This is a genomic window from Aquimarina litoralis (assembly GCF_039523995.1).
Lineage (GTDB): Bacteria > Bacteroidota > Bacteroidia > Flavobacteriales > Flavobacteriaceae > Aquimarina > Aquimarina litoralis.
This window is the reverse complement of record NZ_BAAAGE010000001.1, coordinates 192,094-209,986: the sequence shown is the minus strand read 5'-3', so window position 1 is coordinate 209,986 and position 17,893 is coordinate 192,094. Positions and strand designations below refer to the sequence as shown.

Sequence of the window (17,893 nt, the reverse complement as noted above, 5' to 3'; positions counted from 1 at the left end):
CCAATAGTTTTTTGAAAATAATTTGTAAGTAGCTCAGAAAGGCTTCGACTCAATGCCCGTTACCAAGGTAAATTATAAACTTAAATGTAAACACAACTTCATATGTAAGAAGTAAAAAAAATAGTCATGAAAAAAATACTTTATATACTAACATTATTAACTATAACGAATAGTTTTTCTCAAAGTACAAAGGAATTCTTTACTAAATCGGATGCTTTTTTTAAAAAGCATGTTACAGATGGTAGAGTAGATTATAAGACAATAAAAAGTAATCCAGGAACTCTTAATGAGCTATTAGATATGGCAGCTACTATAAGTATTTCTAAAAGTGATCCAAAAACCTTTCAGGCATTTTATATTAATGGGTACAACTTATCTGTTATAAAAGGAATCGTAAATAATTTTCCAACAAAATCTCCACTAAAGATTAAAGGATTTTTTGATAAAACTAAATATAAGTTGGCTGGTAAGGAAACTACGCTAAATGATTTGGAGAATAAGATACTACGTAAAAATTTCCCAAAAGAACCCCGTTTCCATTTTGCATTAGTTTGTGCAGGGTTAGGATGTCCTCCAATAATATCTGAAGCGTATACGCCTGCTTTGTTAGATAAACAATTACAACGTCAGACCACGATAGCATTAAACAATCCGAATTTTATTAAAGTAAAAGGAAAAAAGGTGCAACTGTCCCAAATTTTCGAGTGGTATAAAGGTGATTTTACTCAGAACGGATCAGAAATTGATTACGTAAATCAGTTTAGAAAAGAAAAAATCCCTTCAAATGCGAGAATCTCTTACTATCCATATAACTGGAGTTTAAACATTATTAAATAACAAATCATAATATAAGGTTAACATATAATAATAACCTAAACTAATTTTTAATAACCTATTGTAATCATGAAATTTACTAAAAACATTATAACCGCTTTTTGCCTTTTGTTAACCGTTTCTTTTGCTGTTGCACAGGATGATGATTCTGATCTTTCAAATGTGCAAGAGTTTACACCTTCTAAATTGTTGAAAAAAGGACAATGGGATATTAAATTTTTTAATAGTATCTATACACAGACGGAGCAGACTGATTCTGGTAGTAAATCAGTAACTATAGATAGACAAACATTCTTTACAAATACAACAGAAATCTTTACCGGAATTAGTAAAAACTCTCGTGTAAATATAGGTGCTGTTTTTCAAGTTAGATCAAATGCCTTAAATGGGCAAGGTGCTTTGGATGTTTTTAGTTTCGAAGATAATGGAAATGATAGAAGATCGGGTTTAACAACAATTGCACCAGCAATAAGAATACAGCCCTTTAGAAGTTTATCTACATTTTCATTTACTTCTGCTCTTATTATTCCGGTTTTTGAAGATACACCTGATTCTGTGGATGATAACGTTTTTTCATTTTTGGATCAAAGAAGCTTAGCTTGGGAAACTAAATTTTTCTATGACAGAACTTTCGGAGGGAATAAGTGGCAAATTTTTACTGAAATAGATTTTAAATTTAATTTTGGCGAAAAATCAAGTGAAGCAGATCCTTCTCAAGAAAATGTTTCTGAGCGTTTTGCTAATAATAGTTTGTTTTTACCAGTAAGTGCTTTTTTGAGTTATTTTCCATCTTCAAAATCTACAGTGTTTATAAATGCGCAACAATCTTTTCTAATTGACTTAGGAAATGATTTTGCCCAAAATGGAACTCAATTAGGATTTGGTGGAAAATATCAGTTAACAAAGGTTCTTAACGTAGAGGCATCTTTTGGAAAGTTTGTTAGAGGAGATAATTTTCAAGGATTGGGTCAAACATTTAGCTTAGGTTTAAGAGCTTTGTTTTAGTAAGAAACAAAATATATTGTATTTTCAGCGGGATAAAAAACAGATATGAAACATCTTTTTATACCGCTGATTTTCGCTTTTTTTTGTAGCTGTTCTGGACAGGAACCAAAAATGAATGGGATAAGTTTTGTAGCCTCACCAAATCAGATTGATGAAACACATATAGAACCTGTAGTTAGTGTAAATGCAAATTGGGCTGCGGTAATGCCCTTTGGGTTTGTGAAAAATCTAAAAGAACCAACAGTAGTTTTTAATATAGAGAGACAATGGTGGGGAGAAAGAGCAGATGGAGCAAAACGTACGATTGAATTACTAAATCAGCGAGGGATCAAAGTAATGCTGAAACCTCAGATTTGGGTGTGGAGAGGAGAATTTACAGGTAATATTTCTATGGATTCTGAAGAAGACTGGAAAACCTTACAAAACTCTTATGAAGCATTTATTATGCTATATGCTAAACTAGCAGAGGAACTTAAAGTTCCTCTGCTATGTATAGGTACCGAATTACACAGTTTTGTACAGAAAAGACCAAAATATTGGAATCAATTGATTCAAAAAATCAAAGAAGTCTACAAAGGAAAGCTGACCTATGCAGAGAATTGGGATCAGTTTGCTAAAGTACCTTTTTGGGATCAGTTGGATTATATAGGGATTGATGCATATTTTCCAGTATCTGACAGCAAAACACCAACTGTAGAAGAATTAAGAAAAGGTTGGCAGGTGCATAAAAAGAAGATAGGAAATGTACAAGCTGAGATAGAAAAGCCTGTACTGTTTACAGAGTATGGATACCGAAGTGTACATTTTACAGGAAAAGAACCTTGGTATTCTAATAGAGTACAAGGAAATATAGATTTGCAAGGTCAGAATAATGCATTAACAGCATTGTATGAAGAATTTTGGAAAGAACCTTGGTTTGCTGGTGGTTTTTTATGGAAATGGTATCACAATCATGAAAAGGTAGGCGGTGAAGAGAATAATAGATTTACCATACAAAACAAACCATCAGAAAAGCTAATTCGGAAGTTGTATAAAGATGAGTAAAAACAATTATATCGTATGTCTTCTATGTTGCGTTTTATATGCTTGCAACAGTGATGAAAATACGATAGCATTGAATGCTTCTTTAGCGACTTTAGTAAGTTCTAATGATATAGAAGTAAATAATGTTATTGCATGTGCTTCTGGATCTGAATCTGATGAAAATAGTATCATTGCTTACGTTTATCCAAGACCCGAAGCAACTGATATTAGATATTATGAAACCTCTAATATCGATGTAGATAAAAACGATTATAGTAATTACCAAAGAATACTCATAGAATCGACGGATTTTTTTAATGGCTATCTTCGAAAGTTTACTAGAAATACAGATGAAGAGAAATGGGTAATTATTACTTTTTTTGAAGAAGGAAAACTACACTTATCGAATCCAATTCGATTAAAGCATAAGACGAAACCTACGGAATTTACAAGTGAAGTAAATATTGATTTGGCAACAGAAAGCATGCCGGTATTTTCTTGGCAAGATGGGGTGTTTGATGATAATGCTATTTATTTTCAGGTAGTTTCTGATAGTGATAACGAACTACTTTCGGGAACTTATACTTTCGAGAAACAATTTCAGTATTATAAAACTGAAAATGTAGTGCTTAATATCACTATGGGAACACCACCACCGTTAGAAGCTATGAGCTCTTATAATTTCACACTAATGGGGGTTAGTGAAGACAATTGGGTAAACCTTTTGATACAAAAAGAATTTCAACTTTAATTTTATTTAGATTTTCCTGTAAGATCATAACATATTTTGCGTCTACGATGGTAAAAAATGTTATGAAGAACATCTTAATAGCACTGATTTTCTTTGCGTATTGCGGAAGTTTTTCTCAAGAAACTGTTGTCTCAGAATTACAAATTACCGGTTTAAAAAGAACCAAGGAATCCTTTATTAGGAAATTGGTAAAAGTAAAACCAGGATCTACCTATGATTCTTTACGAGTAGCAACAGATATCGAGAGATTGAAAAGACTTCCTGGTGTAGCAAATGCCGAAGTTGTAGTGAAGCAAAATCAAGATTCCGGATATCAAATTACGTATGCTATTGAAGAAAATTTCACCATTATTCCTGGTTTAAGTATTGCGACAGATAATAATGGAGAATTTGCGTATAGAGTTTCACTTTTCGAATTCAACCTATTTGGAAGAAATCAAATTTTTGGAGGTTTCTATCAGCGAGATGTTTTTGATTCCTATGGAGGTTATTGGGAAGCACCATATCTATTTACAAATAAATTTGGGATAGGTATTAATTATAAAAATCTTGTTTCTCAAGAACCTATTTTTCTAGAAAATAATAATACTATCAATTATAAGTTTGATACAAGAGCGTTTGAATTGAACTTTTTGTATGAGTTTGATTTTCATAACCGAGCTGAGGTTGGTGTTAATATTTCTAAAGAGGAATATGATTTTATAGAAGGGAATCTGCCTGCTGAAATTCCAACCCGTCTTTCTGCTAATAAAATTGCGTATAGAGGAGAATATGAATATAACGATATTGATATCGATTATCAGTATGTTTCAGGTTTTAGAAGTCTATTGGATTTCCGTTTTGTAACTGGTGGAGAAGGCTTGTTGGATGATTTTTTTATTGGAAGAAATGATTTTGAATATTTTAGAAGAATCGGAAAACGCGGAAACTGGGCGAATCGTCTGAGATTGGCGTATGCGTCGAATGATGATACCCCTTTTGCGCCTTTTGCAGTGGATAATCAACTAAACATACGAGGAGCTGGAAATACGATTGATAGAGGTACTGCCGCTATTGTATTAAATACAGAATATAGGCATACTTTATATGAAAAAGGATGGTTTGTGGTTCAGAGTAATGTTTTTGTAGATACCGGAACATGGAGAAACCCAGGAGGAGAATTAGTGGAACTGGTAGATGGTAGTACCTTACGGTTTTATCCTGGAGCAGGAATACGACTCATACATAAACGAATTTTTAATGCAGTTTTTAGATTAGATTACGGTTACGGAATTGGAAATGATGCAACCAACGGAATTACCTTTGGAATTGGCCAATATTTTTGATTTGCAGTGTAATAAGACGTACCTTTGTTAGAAAATTGCTTCAAATACTTACAACTAAATGCGAATAAGACTTACCCTTGTCTTCATAACCTTTTGTTTTTGTTGTTTAGGCTACGCTCAGGAAAATGTAATCTCTGAAATCGTTATTCAGGGAAACAAAAAGACAAAAACGAAAGCGATTGCAAAATTGAATTCTATTCGAGAAGGTGATGTGCTAGATTCTATTCAAATAGAAGAAGATATCAAACGATTAAAACGCTTGCCAAGTATAGCACATGCGTATTATCAGGTACATAAACAGGAAAATGGTTATAAGGTAGTGTATGGAGTAGAAGAAAATTTCACGATCATTCCTAGTGCCAATGTATACACTACTAATAATGATGAATTTGCCTTTAGAGTTGGATTGTATGAGTTTAATTTGTTCGGGCAAAATGTGGCTTTGGGAGGTTTCTACCAAGATGATATTTATAGTTCGTTTGGGGTAAATATAAGAGCCCCTTTTTTATTTAGTAAAAAGTTTGGTTTAGCATTTAATTATCAGAGTCTTACTACGCAAGAACCTGTTTTTTTGGATAACGGTACGGCAGATTATAAATACAACAATACTTCTTATGAACTATTAGGGTTATACCAGTTTAACTTTCAAAATAGGATTGAATTAGGTGTTAACTATTTTAATGAAGATTATACATATCGAACTGGAGCAACAGCACCGGATGTTCCCTTAGATTTTGACGTAAATAAATTACTTTTCAAAGGAATTTACGAATACAATAACCTAGATTTTTATTTCCAATATGTTTCTGGATTTAGAAGCGTTGCAAACTTTCAATATGTGATCAGTACAGAAGAGGTACTTCCTGATTTTTTAATAGGATGGAACGATTTTATGTATTATCATAGAATTGGTAAAAAAGGAAACTGGGCATCGAGATTACGTGTAGGATTGGCCAGTAACGATGAATCGCCCTTTGCGCCATTTGCGGTGGATAACAATTTGAATATTAGAGGTGTTGGTAATACTATTGATAGAGGTACTGGAGTCATAGTTCTCAATACAGAGTATAGGCATACGTTGATGGATAAAGACTGGTTTGTTTTACAAAGTAATGTTTTTGTCGATGGAGGAAGTTGGCGAAATCCAGGAGGAGATTTTGGAGATTTTGGAGATACTCAAAACTTTAGAGTCTATCCAGGTGTAGGGTTACGTTTTATGCATAAGCGAATTTTTAATGCAATTTTTAGAATCGATTATGGATATGGAGTTACGGAAGATGCTACTAACGGTTTTGTATTCGGAATAGGTCAATATTTTTAGAAGAATAATGTTTTAGTGTTAAAAACAAGTTAATAATAAACCGAACGTTTGGTAAAAAACTAAAAAAGGCTACATTTGTAACGTTATGAGACCAGTAAAAGTAGATGATCAACAGTTAATAGAAGGCCTGAATCAAGTATTTAGGACTAAAGGGTATGAAGGTGCTAGTTTAAATGAGTTAGCGGAAGGAGCTGGTCTTAAGAAAGCGAGTTTGTATCATAGATTTCCTGAAGGTAAAAAACAAATAGGTTTAGCTGTACTGTCTTATTCTTCGGATTGGCTGCAAACAAATCTTTACAAAGTACTTTTGGATGAGACTAAAGAACCAAAAGAAAGATTAGAATTAGTATTACAAAAAATTGGTGAGTTATACGATCAAGGAAAAGAAACTTGTGTATTAAGATCATTGTCCATGGAAGCCGGAATGGAGATCTTTGGTGAAAAAATAAAATCAGAAATGGAATCTTGGATTCAACATTTTTCTGATTTTGGTTTGGAGTTTGGCTTAGATAAGGAGGTATCTTCTAAGATCGCGAGAAAAGGTCTTATTGGTATACAAGGAAGTTTGGTGGTGTCTAATGCAATGTCGGATAATTCATTATTCTTAGAAACTTTAGAAGAAATAAGAAAATACTATATACGGTAACATATTTTTTTAAATAATAATTATACCGAACGTTCGGTAACAAATAAAATCATCATGGAAAAAAAGTATCCTTTACCTCCTTTTACAGAGGAGACAGCAAAACAGAAAGTGCAAATGGCAGAAGATGCCTGGAACTCAAAAGACCCAATTAAAGTGTCAAAAGCATATAGCGAAGATACCGAGTGGAGAAATCGGAGTCAATTTATTAATGGAAGAGAAGAAGTACAAGATTTTTTAACCGATAAATGGAAGAATGAACAGGAATATAAATTGAAAAAAGAACTGTGGGCTTTTACAGAAAATAGGATTGCAGTTCGATTTGAATATGAATATAAAAATGATAAGGAACAATGGTTTCGAGCTTATGGTAATGAGAATTGGGAATTTGATAAAAACGGTCTTATGAAAAAGAGATACGCTAGTATCAATGACCTAGAGATATCAGCATCTGACAGAAAATTATAATTTAATTTAAATATATACACAAAATGAAAATTCAAACAACAAAACATCTAGTTTTAATCCTAATATTCGCTATTACAAGTAGCATGTTGGGGTCTGACCTAAGCTTTATTAGCAATGATAATGTAGTTACTGAAGCGTATAGTGTGAAATATAAAAAAATTAATGTAGATGGGGTACAAGTAGCCTATCGCGAAGCGGGTAATCCAAAAAATCCAGCAGTGGTATTATTACATGGTTTTCCAGCTTCTTCACACCAGTATCGAAAGGTATTAAATCAATTATCTGATGAATTCTATTTGATAGCACCTGATTATCCAGGTTTTGGTAATAGCGACTTCCCTAGTGAAACTGATTATGAATATACATTTGATAATCTGGCGAATACTATTAATACTTTTTTAGAAAAGTTGGAACTAACTTCGTATGCATTAATGATTCAGGATTATGGGGCTCCTGTAGGATTTAGATTAGCTACCAAACATCCAGAAAGAGTAACCGCAATTATCAATCAAAATGGGAATGCGTATAAAGAAGGATTAGGACCTGCTTGGAAAGATCTTAGAGTATTTTGGGCTAATCGGAATTCAGCAACCGAAGAGGCATTATTACCAGTATTCTCGTTAAAAGGATTGGAATGGCAATATACTCATGGAACAAGAAATCCCGAAAATGTAAACCCGGATACTTGGCATTTGGATTACTTACGATTGTCTAGACCGAATGCTCACAAGGTAAATTTAGATCTGTTTTATGATTATCAAAATAATATTAAGTTATATCCTAAATGGCAAAAATATCTTAGAGATAATCAACCTCCATTATTAATTGTTTGGGGTAAGAACGACGCTTTTTTTCCCGAGAGCGGTGCTAGAGCTTATAAAAGAGATGTAAAGAATATTGATTATAATATCTATGATACTGGACACTTTGCTTTAGAAGAAGAGAGCGAATCCATTATTAAAAAAATGAGAGCATTTTTACATAAGGTTTTATAAATAATAGTTATTTGAGAGGAACAAGGATCTAGTAATTAAAACTAGATCCTTGTTTGTTTATTATGGAAGTATACCTGTTAGACACATATGCGTTTCTCTCGTTCCTAAACAACAACCATTTGGTAGTGGATATCCACCACATGCCTGACATTCTTGAGGAGAATATGTTGGGCAAGTTGCTCTTACAGCTCCACCATTTACAGACCTTTGCGCTTCTTTACTAAGGGTCTGAGTGTCTTTTAAATTTAAAATGCTTTTTAACATGATTAAGGTTTTAAGATAATATTTCCCCAAACATTTAGAGACACTTGAGGTGTATGTCTATGAAATTGAGAACGAAAAAATGGGGAATTTGTTGCTTTTTATAAATGGTTTATTATTTCTTCGGCACTTTCTTTTGTTTTTACAAAAACTTCTTCGTTCATAGTAGTACCTTCCAAAGGCAGAAATGTTATATCGGTAATTCCAATAAGTCCTAAAACAGTTTGTAAATATGGCTGAAGAAAATCTAAGGCTTTCATTTCCTGAGAGTCATACACAGCTCCAGCAGAGGTGATGATATAGGCTTTCAGCCCTTCAATTTTTCCATAAAAACCACCTTCTTCATTGACTCCAAAAGTGCTATTGATTCTAACGATATGATCAATCCAGGCTTTTAGAGCAGAAGGAATACTAAAATTATACATGGGCGTACTGATCAACAAGATGTCTGCTTCTTTTAATTCAGCAATTAGGGTGTTAGATAATCTAATAGCTTTACTTAAATCATCACTAAGTTGATCAGTTGGAGTGTAAAATCCTTCAATGGTTTTTTGCTGGATATGAGGTATTGGAGTATTGATAATATCTCTTGCAACTAAAGTGCTATTTGGGTTTTTTTGTTGCCATTGTTTTTGAAATAAATCTGCCATTTTTCTGCTATCTGAATTCTCAATTCTAGAACTAGCATCGATTCGTAATAATTTCATTTTTTTATTTTTTAGAGTTTAAAAATTCATATACTGCACTAAAATCCAAGTTTCCATATCCTTGTTGTTTTGCTTGTGCAAAAATTTCTTTTGTACTATTTAGATTAGGTGCAGCTACATTGTTTTCATACGCTGATATACTAGATAGGTGAAGATCTTTTTGTATCCATTTTAGAGGGAAATTAGCTTCATAATCCGAATTTTCGAGTTTATGACGTAGATTCGAAATAACAGGAGCTACTACTGGAGTGTTTAGAAGCACATTAAAGAGTGTTTCTTTTTCTAATTCCAATGCCTCTCCCATCACCATTGCTTCTGCAAAAGCAACCATCGATTGCCCTAATAATTGATTGATTAGCATTTTCATGGCTGCACCTTTTCCAACTTTTCCTAGGTGCAATGTCTTTTTGCCCATGATGGTTAATAATGGTGATACTTCATTTACCGAAGCAGTATCTCCTCCAACTAAAAAAAGCAATTCTCCATTTTCTGCAGGTGCTTTTGTTCCTGCTACCGGAGCATCCAGATAGCGAACTCTGAATTCTTTTGATATGATATCCATTTCCTTAGTGAAGGAAGGGTTTACCGTGCTGCAATTCAACCAAATACTATTATCCTTAAGTGAAGAGAGAAAACCTTGATTTCCCGAAGCTACTTCTCTTACTACTTCAGGAGTAGAAAGCATTGTAATTATCACATCAGTTTCTTTAGCAACTTCTTTGGGTGAAGTAGCCCAAGCTGCACCGTTTTGCAATAGATGTTTTGCTTTTTTTTTGGTCCGGTTATATACAACCAGATCATATCCTTTTTTTTGGAGATTGGCTGCCATTCTACTGCCCATAATACCAAGTCCTATGAATCCTATTTTTTTCATCTGTACATATTTATTTTGTACAAATGTCTAGGAAAATAAATGTGCTAAATTTTCAAAAAAACAAAAAATAGTGTTTTTCGGTCAAAACTTTATAAAAGGATATCTTTTCGATATTTGATTTGAAATTGTTTAGGCGAAAGGCTAAACTTATTTTGAAATATTTTTATGAAGTGTGATGTGTTTTCATAACCAACTTGTTGTGCAATAGCTGTTACCGAACTAGGAGTATCTTTTAATAAGAGCGCTGCCTTTTCCATTCGTCTCTGAACTAACCATTTCTTAGGGGAAACTCCGAATTTGGATTTAAAATCTCGACGGAAAGTCGAAATACTTCTACCTGTTAGATATGCGTAATCTTCTATATCCAATGGTTTGTCATAGTTATCACCCATAAAAGCTTTAATGTCTTTTTTAGCTCTTCTTTTGTGATGTTGCAATCTATTTACAAAGGCTTCACCTGCATCAGAAAGGCTAATTAAATGCAATAATTCGAGTAATTTCGGTTTGGTAAATTGATGTTGATTTTTATTTCTATATAAGGTAATGAGCGTGTCCGTGAATAATCTAATATTTTGATCATATGCTAAAATGATGCTATTGTTAGAGTTTGTTATATCTGAGACTTCAAAGTTTTGTAAGAACTCATCTGTAATTTCTTCATCAAAAAAGAATACAATAGCCTCAAAAGATTCATTTTTTGGAATGATATCGGATATCATATAAAGCCCTCTTGGGAGAAGTATCATTTGATTCTTGTTTACAATCGAAAGATCTCCTTCTTTGGTTTCAATTCGTAATCCACCGTTTAACACTAATGTTAATGCATGCGATGCTAAATAACGCTCATTCTGAAGGTCTGAATGCTGTACGCTTTTAAGAATGACACAGGATAATCCATCTACTAAGACTTTTTCAATCTTTGGATGCTGGTAGAATGCTTGTGGAACTACTTTCATAACAAACAAAAATCTTAAAAAATCGTTGGGTAAAATACTGTTGTTTCATAAAAATAACGATTTTCGGTCAGAACTTATTTAGATTTAAATAATAATTTCCCCTCTAAAATAAATTCATCAGCGATCGCATTTTCTTTCATTCTTTTAAAAATACTGGGAGAATTATGATTCACTCCATATTTAGTTCTATCTATCGAATATTTAAATGTAATCAAGATATCAGCGCCTTTGGTTTCAATAGTAACGGGAATATTTTCTGTATTTGTTTTGCCCTTAATCGTAAGGCTTCCTTTTAAAACAGTTTCTGTGTTCTCTAATGTGACTGAGTTTTTAACGATAAAGGTAGCTGTTGGATATTTCTTTACTTCAAAGAAATCTTCATTTTTAAGGTGATTTTTTAGGTCATTATTTTCGTGATCAATACTCTTCATGTTAATGATTAATTGTAAGGAAGAAATGGTATTGTCCAAGGTCGTTACGGTTCCATTTTTAGGTGCAATAGTTCCAGTAAGTGCGTACGAGTTAAAGGCAGCTTTTCCTGTCCATGATAGTTCGGAACTTTTTACATCTAAAGTGTAATTCTGCGCTTGTATCTCAGGTAATCCGAAAATGATTAGACTTATAATTAGTATATTTTTTAATGTTCGCATAATTGATTTAGTTTAAAAGTTTATCCGTTGTTTCAATCTTCTCATAACCGCATACAGTTTCTCCATCTTCGGTTATACCAATGAAATACCACATGGCCCATCCACCAAACAGCGCATCATCTGTTCGCCAATTGTTTGCCCAGGTATAAGGTTGAGATTGTTTCATTACCTGTTTTTTGGTTTTGAAATTTTTGTTTAATTCTTTTAGTGGATATGATTTTCTTAAATTCCAAGTATCATTATAGAATAGATATGCACCGTATTCAATAATTGTTATTTCACTTTCTTTACATAGAATAGCGGTATTATGTTTCCAGTAATATCGATCATCAATTTTTATTGCATCAATTGATTTAGGAAAATTTTTTACGGAGATAGCTCTGCGTAAACTGCTTAATTTCTCAGGCAATTTATCATTTATGGGTGTTCCATATTTAGTTTGCGCTGTTAGTAAGAACTTATACATAACAGCGCATAGTAAGATTGCTTTTTTCATGATTATTTTATTTTTTCTGCAGTCCATACAGCTAAAAAGTCCTTCTTTATAGCATGTGTAGATCCATAAAGTTTTCCATTTTTGTAGTAAAATGTGGTATTATAGTCACCACTATTGTCACCAGAGATAAGTGCTACATAAATCACATCTAATTGAGTGTTTACTCTTCCTTCTCTCATTTTTACACCTTCTCTGTAAAATGTTCCTTCTACGGATTTGGAAGTAATCTTATCGATACGCATCATAGCAAAATTGGAATCTGTGTTATCTTGCGGGCTCATATCCAGTTTCCATTCACCAACTAATTGTTGTAGATCATTAGTACGTTCTTGAGAAAAGCTATAGAAAGATGTTATTAATACGAATACTGTAAATGTCATTAATTGTCTCATGTTGTTCTGATTTTAGAATTGTTCGAGACAAATATTGATCATTTAATAACCAAAATCGTTTCAATTCGCTAAATGAGACGAATTGTGAAGAAAGTTAAGGGCTCAATTTTTTAATTGAGACTATTTAACTATTTGATTTTAAAGCACTAGGAGGTTTACCGGTTATTTTTTTAACTGCTCGGTTAAAAGAAGCTTTAGAGTTAAAACCCGCTTCATAAGCTAATGCTAAAAGGGTAAAATTGTTATTTTTTGAGTCATTTACTAACCTTTTTACTTCTTCAATACGAAGTTCATTGATGTAGTCATTAAACTTTTTCTCGTAGATGGTATTAAGACACTTGGTTACCAAGTATGGTTTTACAGATAATTGTTCGGATAGGGAAGCTAAGGTAAGTTCAGGATCTTTAAATAATTGGTCTTCTTGCATTTTGAGCTTTAAAGCATTACTAATAGTTACAAGTTGTTCTTTTTCTTTATCTGAGACAGTTGTTGTTGGTTTAAATGCACTTTCTTTTCTGCGAGAAAACCCTTCTAGTCCTAACCAATAGGTAATAATTGCCATGCCTATAAATACAGGGTGACCGTAGAAAAAATTACTGGCAAAATTGAAAAAGAAAAAGTCTATTAAAATTCCAAGAACATAAATAATAGAGAATATTTTCATCACTAAAATTACTCTTTTGATCCAGTCGAGTTTTCCTGGAATGATCTTATATCCTTCGACACTCGTCATATTACTTAGTATTTTTTCGGCTTTGCTACTATAAAAAATAATGAGTGCTCCAGAAATAACAAACATCGTTGGATAATGCATCCATACTACATATCCCCAATATCCTAACCAAGTAAGGCTTTCTCTGGTTCCATCCCAGTAAAAGTTTTGAGCTTTGATAAAAAAGCTCCAGGCAAATTCAATGAATACTGGTAAAAAATGAATCCAATCCTTCCGTTTAAATTCAAATTTGGGATTCACATAACTTTTTACAAAAAAGAAAATAAGCGTTCCGTAAATCCAATTATATTCTAGCAAAATATGATACCAAACATCATAACGACCTAAACCAAATATATTTAATGTCTCTACGATAAGTCGGTAAGAAAAGAAGAATAAAATGGTAGCCAGAAACCTATTAGCTATATAGTGTAATCCATTTTTCTGCCATAATATGGTTCCGAAAATTATTCCCTGAATAGCTCCAATAAGGAGTAAAACAACTAAAAGTATTGGTATTGTTTCCACTTCCCTAAAGATAAAGAAGTAGATTTAAGAAACAACTTTTTTCTTATAATACCTATATAAATCTTCTGATGAGGCACCCAGCCATCGTCGCATATGAATATTTAAGAAGTGGTATTGCAATCGCCAAACTCCGACTTCTCTGTAACGTCTTGCAGAAGTAATGACGTATTTAGGAATGATAACAAATTTGTTAATCGCAAAAAGACGATCTACGAGATCATTATCTTCATAAACGATATAATTTTCGTCGTACCCTTCTATTTCTTTAAATAATGATGCTGTTATAAATTGACTTTGATCACCACCACGACAGCGTTTACTTTCAAATTTTGTAAGCCACCCTAGAAATCGCAACCACCAATGATTTGAATCAAACTTCATCCGAAAACATCCAGCTTCATTACCTTTTTGTATTTCTGCTATGATATCCTTATCATAATGTTTTGGAGGAAAAGAATCAGCATGCAAAAAATACAGAATTTCACCAGTAGCAACTGATGCTCCTGTATTCATCTGCTTAGCACGACCTTTGTCGGAATCTACTAATTTAATCTTTACTTCTTGGCTTTCTGCAAACTGTTGTACCACGGTTTTTGAATTATCGGTACTTCCACCATCGACAATGATAATATCACTAATGGTGTCTTTAGCATAAGAAACTTGTATCAAATGCGAAAGCAGCTTACATATAGAAGCCGCTTCATTAAGAATAGGAATGACGATAGAAATTTTCAAAAGGTCAGCTATTGTTTATGGTATAAAGTTACTCATTTAAACTCCAATCATATTTCTTATATCCTTTCTTTTTTTGTTTGTCAATTTTAACTTTAGCGTATTTATTGATAAAAGATTTTGCATCTTCACCATCTACCTTGAAATCCTTTTTAAACCAACTAAATATTTTTGAAACCTCTACTACTTCTTCAGTAATGGTATTTCTTTTAGGGTCATTGATAAAGTTTCCAGTAAGTGTTTCCAAAGCATCGTCAACGTTGGTCGCTGTAAAAGCTCTATTCCATACTATTGGACAAGAAAAAGAAGCACAATTGATAGCAAAATGAATTCTAGGTTCTCCTAGTTTTCTAAGAATTTTGTGTTCTAGTTCATTTAAACTGTGTAATACACCATTAATTTTAAAGAACTGTCTATCCCAAGGATTTTTAATGTCTTTAATACTTTTTAAAGGATAGTTATCAATGATAAGCTTGATCGTATAGGCATTGTAAGCATTAATCCAGTACGCTAACTTTTCTTCTTTGCTCCAATTTTCTGCAGGTGGATTATCAGAAAGATAGTTGAAGTATTTATATAGTTCTGCACTGTCTCTCATAAATCCTTTATAATCTACTTTTCCTTCTTCTGATACATTGATCAATAATATCTGATCCCAGATACCGTGATCTAATTTTTGTTGCGCTTTAGTCTGTAGCGATATGAAAGTAATAATTGCGAATACAAATAGTTTTGGGGTCTTCATTTTTTATGTTTTTTATTCCAAATGGTTAGGTTTGACACTTAATTTATTTCTTGTTTTCCAAATAACGAAATGTTTATATAAATATTCGTTAAATACTCCAAGTTAGTCCAAAGTCTGTGCCATTCCTTACAGATGTTATTCGTAATTCATAGTTCCTTGTATTGGAACTTACTTTTCGAATGTGTATTATTGTAATCGAACTATTTTTATATGATTAGTACAGTTTTAAAACTTCCTTGCGGAGCAGTATTAAAAAACAGATTGGTGAAATCTGCGATGACAGAACGTATTAGTAATCGGGATTATGAAACTGTTAAAGGCCATAATCGGTTGTATGAAGATTGGTCTGCTACTGGAGCAGGCTTGCTAATAACCGGAAATGTAGTTATCGACAGAAAACATTTAGAATCTGCGGGCAATGTATGTTTTGATGATGAAAATATGCTCCCAAAATTAAAATCATGGGCAGAAGCTGGTAAAAAACATGGTAATCATATTTGGGTTCAAATTTCACATTCAGGTCGACAAACAAATCGTTTTGGAACTGGTAGACCCTTAGCACCTTCTGAAGTTCAGTTAAAAAAGTTAGGGCTTTTTGGTAAACCTAAAGCTATGACAGAAGAGGATATTCTAAAAGTAATTAAAAGGTTTACCAAGGCTGCACAATTAGCCAAAGAAGCTGGTTTTACTGGTGTTCAAATCCATGCTGCTCATGGATATTTATTGAGTCAGTTTTTGTCACCTAATACCAATTTGCGATCTGATCAATGGGGAGGTAGTATTGACAATAGAAGTCGTTTATTGCTAACTATTATCAAGGAAGTTCGCAAAGTAGTAGGAGCTGATTTTCCTATAGCCGTAAAATTGAATTCTGCTGATTTTCAGAGAGGGGGTTTTACAGAGGAAGAATCCTTAGAGGTAGTTCGAATGTTGGATAATGAAAAGATAGACTTATTAGAGATATCTGGAGGAACCTATGAAAAGCTTGCTTTTTTTACTATGAATGAAGAAGATGGAAAACTAAAAGAGAGTACAAAACGCAGGGAGGCGTATTTTATAGATTTTGCTAAGAAAATAAGATCAATTAGCCAGCTGCCGCTAATGATTACTGGGGGTTTTAGATCATATGATTTTTGTAACGAAGTATTGTCTAACGGCGAGGTAGATCTAATTGGCATGGCACGTCCTTTTATTACGAATAGGGATGAGATATTGGATTTTCTAAAAGGGAAGTTACCTAGACTAGAAAACTTGGTTTTGCGTACTGGAATTAAACAATTTGAAGATGCAGCCGAAGGAGGGTTTTATGCCAGACAAATTATAAGGTTTTCGAAAGGAAAAGGGTTGAAAATCAATATGAGTCCGCTTTGGTGCTCTATGTTTTTGATTATATATGAATTTAGAAAAGCAATGTCGAAGAAGTTCTAAAAAAACATATCCCCAAAACTAAAATAAGTTCTAGGGATATGAATGCTTACATATTTAATAAATTTAGCAACATCCGCCACCATCGTAATGGAAAGTAGATTCGCTAATATAGATATCATCTCTTCCCAAGTCAGCAATAGCAGCAGCAGTTTTGTCACATACGGCAAGAGGTTGGTTTTTTAATAAAACGTGTCCTTTTTTATCATCAAAATAGTCTTCATCTCCATAATAAATAGCTGCTTTCCCAGTAAATATGCAAGGTCCATCCTCTGGCATTGGATCTTTAATAGCAGCTACCTCAATAGATTCTATATAGATCAATTCATCCGTTTCGTAGTTTTTAGGGTCTAATATACGATAAGGCTTACGTGCTCTAATTTCTATTGTTCCAAAACCAACATCAGTAAGTGCTTTTACATATTCTGCAATCGGAAGACTACCACTTAAACATAAAGCTCTTAATCGTTCGTCGTTTCTTAACGTTTCATTCATTGGCTGTTCACAAGTAGGATCACTCATTACTAATCTTCCATGCGGTTTTAAAACTCGATACATTTCTTCAATAGCTTTTTTAAGATCTTCTTCTTTAAAAATATTGAATAGACAATTCTGAGCCGCAACGTCGATGCTATTATCCTCAACAGGAAGGTTTAGAGCATCACCAAATCGGAGATCTACAAATTCACTTTTGAACCAATCATTTTGTTCTTCAGCTTCTTTAAAATTCTTACGAGAAGCTTCCAACATTTCTTGTACTACATCTACACCGATAACACCATGTTTTTGGCGTGAGAAATAAGAGAATTGTAATAATTCCATTCCTCCACCAACACCAACGTATAGAATTTTAGGATTGTTGGTAAGGTCTCGGGCATTTACAGTACTTCCACATCCATAATTCATTTCTTGCATGATCTTTGGGATTTTTAATCCTGGTAGTTCCCAAATTGGATTTGTGGTACAACATAGTCCAACATCTGGAGTTAATGCTGCTTCTTTATAAACATCATGTGTGGTTTCTAAATAACTCATATTTTATACTTTCTT

The 17,893-nt window shown here is 33.1% G+C and carries 21 protein-coding genes; 10 read left to right on the top strand and 11 right to left on the bottom strand.

Annotated features, from left to right (window positions below; genetic code table 11):
* Positions 1-126 precede the first annotated feature (126 nt).
* The 9 genes from ABD077_RS00705 to ABD077_RS00665 all read left to right on the top strand — a co-directional run bounded on the left by ABD077_RS00705 (position 127) and on the right by ABD077_RS00665 (position 8,365).
* Positions 127-837 carry a DUF547 domain-containing protein gene (locus tag ABD077_RS00705; RefSeq protein WP_343909512.1) on the top strand — a complete coding sequence of 237 codons (711 nt, stop codon included), beginning with the start codon at positions 127-129 and terminating at the stop codon, positions 835-837.
* A 66-nt stretch (positions 838-903) separates the two neighbouring features.
* Positions 904-1,839, top strand: a complete 936-nt coding sequence (locus tag ABD077_RS00700; RefSeq protein ID WP_343909510.1) for a hypothetical protein — start codon at positions 904-906, stop codon at positions 1,837-1,839.
* Between the two features lie 45 nt (positions 1,840-1,884).
* Entirely contained in the window at positions 1,885-2,883 is a 999-nt protein-coding gene (locus tag ABD077_RS00695) for a glycoside hydrolase family 113 (protein ID WP_343909508.1), read from the top strand.
* Positions 2,876-3,613 (top strand): hypothetical protein, encoded by a 738-nt coding sequence (locus tag ABD077_RS00690; RefSeq protein WP_343909506.1) that lies wholly within the window; start codon positions 2,876-2,878, stop codon positions 3,611-3,613. Before ABD077_RS00695 ends, ABD077_RS00690 begins: the two co-directional genes overlap by 8 nt.
* Before the next feature lie 62 nt (positions 3,614-3,675).
* The gene (locus tag ABD077_RS00685; RefSeq protein ID WP_343909504.1) at positions 3,676-4,938 is read left to right on the top strand and encodes a POTRA domain-containing protein; all 1,263 of its coding nucleotides are present in this window, start codon (positions 3,676-3,678) and stop codon (positions 4,936-4,938) included.
* A gap of 58 nt (positions 4,939-4,996) precedes the next feature.
* Positions 4,997-6,259: a POTRA domain-containing protein gene (locus ABD077_RS00680; protein WP_343909502.1), complete on the top strand. Its 1,263-nt coding sequence runs from the start codon at positions 4,997-4,999 to the stop codon at positions 6,257-6,259.
* Positions 6,260-6,344: 85 nt separating this feature from the next.
* Complete coding sequence (locus ABD077_RS00675) at positions 6,345-6,905, top strand: TetR/AcrR family transcriptional regulator (protein ID WP_343909500.1); 561 nt, start codon at positions 6,345-6,347, stop codon at positions 6,903-6,905.
* Positions 6,906-6,959: 54 nt separating this feature from the next.
* On the top strand, positions 6,960-7,370 hold the full coding sequence (locus ABD077_RS00670) for a DUF1348 family protein (protein ID WP_343909498.1): 411 nt from the start codon (positions 6,960-6,962) through the stop codon (positions 7,368-7,370).
* Positions 7,371-7,393: 23 nt separating this feature from the next.
* Complete coding sequence (locus ABD077_RS00665; RefSeq protein WP_343909496.1) at positions 7,394-8,365, top strand: alpha/beta fold hydrolase; 972 nt, start codon at positions 7,394-7,396, stop codon at positions 8,363-8,365.
* Between the two features lie 60 nt (positions 8,366-8,425).
* On the opposite strand, the gene ABD077_RS00660 is transcribed toward ABD077_RS00665, so the two are convergent.
* From ABD077_RS00660 to ABD077_RS00615, 10 genes are all read right to left on the bottom strand, one after another.
* Positions 8,426-8,629, bottom strand: a complete 204-nt coding sequence (locus ABD077_RS00660) for a hypothetical protein (RefSeq protein ID WP_343909494.1) — start codon at positions 8,627-8,629, stop codon at positions 8,426-8,428.
* 98 nt (positions 8,630-8,727) lie between these two features.
* The gene (locus tag ABD077_RS00655) at positions 8,728-9,333 is read right to left on the bottom strand and encodes an FMN-dependent NADH-azoreductase (protein WP_343909492.1); all 606 of its coding nucleotides are present in this window, start codon (positions 9,331-9,333) and stop codon (positions 8,728-8,730) included.
* A 4-nt stretch (positions 9,334-9,337) separates the two neighbouring features.
* On the bottom strand, positions 9,338-10,207 hold the full coding sequence (locus ABD077_RS00650; RefSeq protein WP_343909490.1) for an NAD(P)-dependent oxidoreductase: 870 nt from the start codon (positions 10,205-10,207) through the stop codon (positions 9,338-9,340).
* Between the two features lie 89 nt (positions 10,208-10,296).
* On the bottom strand, positions 10,297-11,163 hold the full coding sequence (locus tag ABD077_RS00645) for a helix-turn-helix transcriptional regulator (RefSeq protein WP_343909488.1): 867 nt from the start codon (positions 11,161-11,163) through the stop codon (positions 10,297-10,299).
* 74 nt (positions 11,164-11,237) lie between these two features.
* Positions 11,238-11,813 (bottom strand): YceI family protein, encoded by a 576-nt coding sequence (locus tag ABD077_RS00640; protein WP_343909486.1) that lies wholly within the window; start codon positions 11,811-11,813, stop codon positions 11,238-11,240.
* Positions 11,814-11,820: 7 nt separating this feature from the next.
* A complete protein-coding gene (locus ABD077_RS00635; protein WP_343909484.1) occupies positions 11,821-12,309 on the bottom strand; it encodes a hypothetical protein in 489 nt (162 codons plus the stop codon).
* 2 nt (positions 12,310-12,311) lie between these two features.
* A complete protein-coding gene (locus tag ABD077_RS00630) occupies positions 12,312-12,701 on the bottom strand; it encodes a hypothetical protein (RefSeq protein ID WP_343909482.1) in 390 nt (129 codons plus the stop codon).
* Between the two features lie 124 nt (positions 12,702-12,825).
* Positions 12,826-13,941: a helix-turn-helix domain-containing protein gene (locus ABD077_RS00625; RefSeq protein ID WP_343909480.1), complete on the bottom strand. Its 1,116-nt coding sequence runs from the start codon at positions 13,939-13,941 to the stop codon at positions 12,826-12,828.
* Positions 13,942-13,965: 24 nt separating this feature from the next.
* Complete coding sequence (locus ABD077_RS00620; protein ID WP_343909478.1) at positions 13,966-14,676, bottom strand: TIGR04283 family arsenosugar biosynthesis glycosyltransferase; 711 nt, start codon at positions 14,674-14,676, stop codon at positions 13,966-13,968.
* 28 nt (positions 14,677-14,704) lie between these two features.
* On the bottom strand, positions 14,705-15,418 hold the full coding sequence (locus ABD077_RS00615; protein WP_343909476.1) for a DUF547 domain-containing protein: 714 nt from the start codon (positions 15,416-15,418) through the stop codon (positions 14,705-14,707).
* 210 nt (positions 15,419-15,628) lie between these two features.
* Between ABD077_RS00615 and ABD077_RS00610 the strand changes: the two genes are divergently transcribed.
* Entirely contained in the window at positions 15,629-16,846 is a 1,218-nt protein-coding gene (locus ABD077_RS00610) for an NADH:flavin oxidoreductase/NADH oxidase family protein (RefSeq protein WP_343909474.1), read from the top strand.
* A 63-nt stretch (positions 16,847-16,909) separates the two neighbouring features.
* Here the strand turns inward: ABD077_RS00610 and arsM are convergent, their stop codons facing one another.
* Complete coding sequence (gene arsM, locus ABD077_RS00605; protein ID WP_343909472.1) at positions 16,910-17,878, bottom strand: arsenosugar biosynthesis arsenite methyltransferase ArsM; 969 nt, start codon at positions 17,876-17,878, stop codon at positions 16,910-16,912.
* Positions 17,879-17,893: the final 15 nt, after the last annotated feature.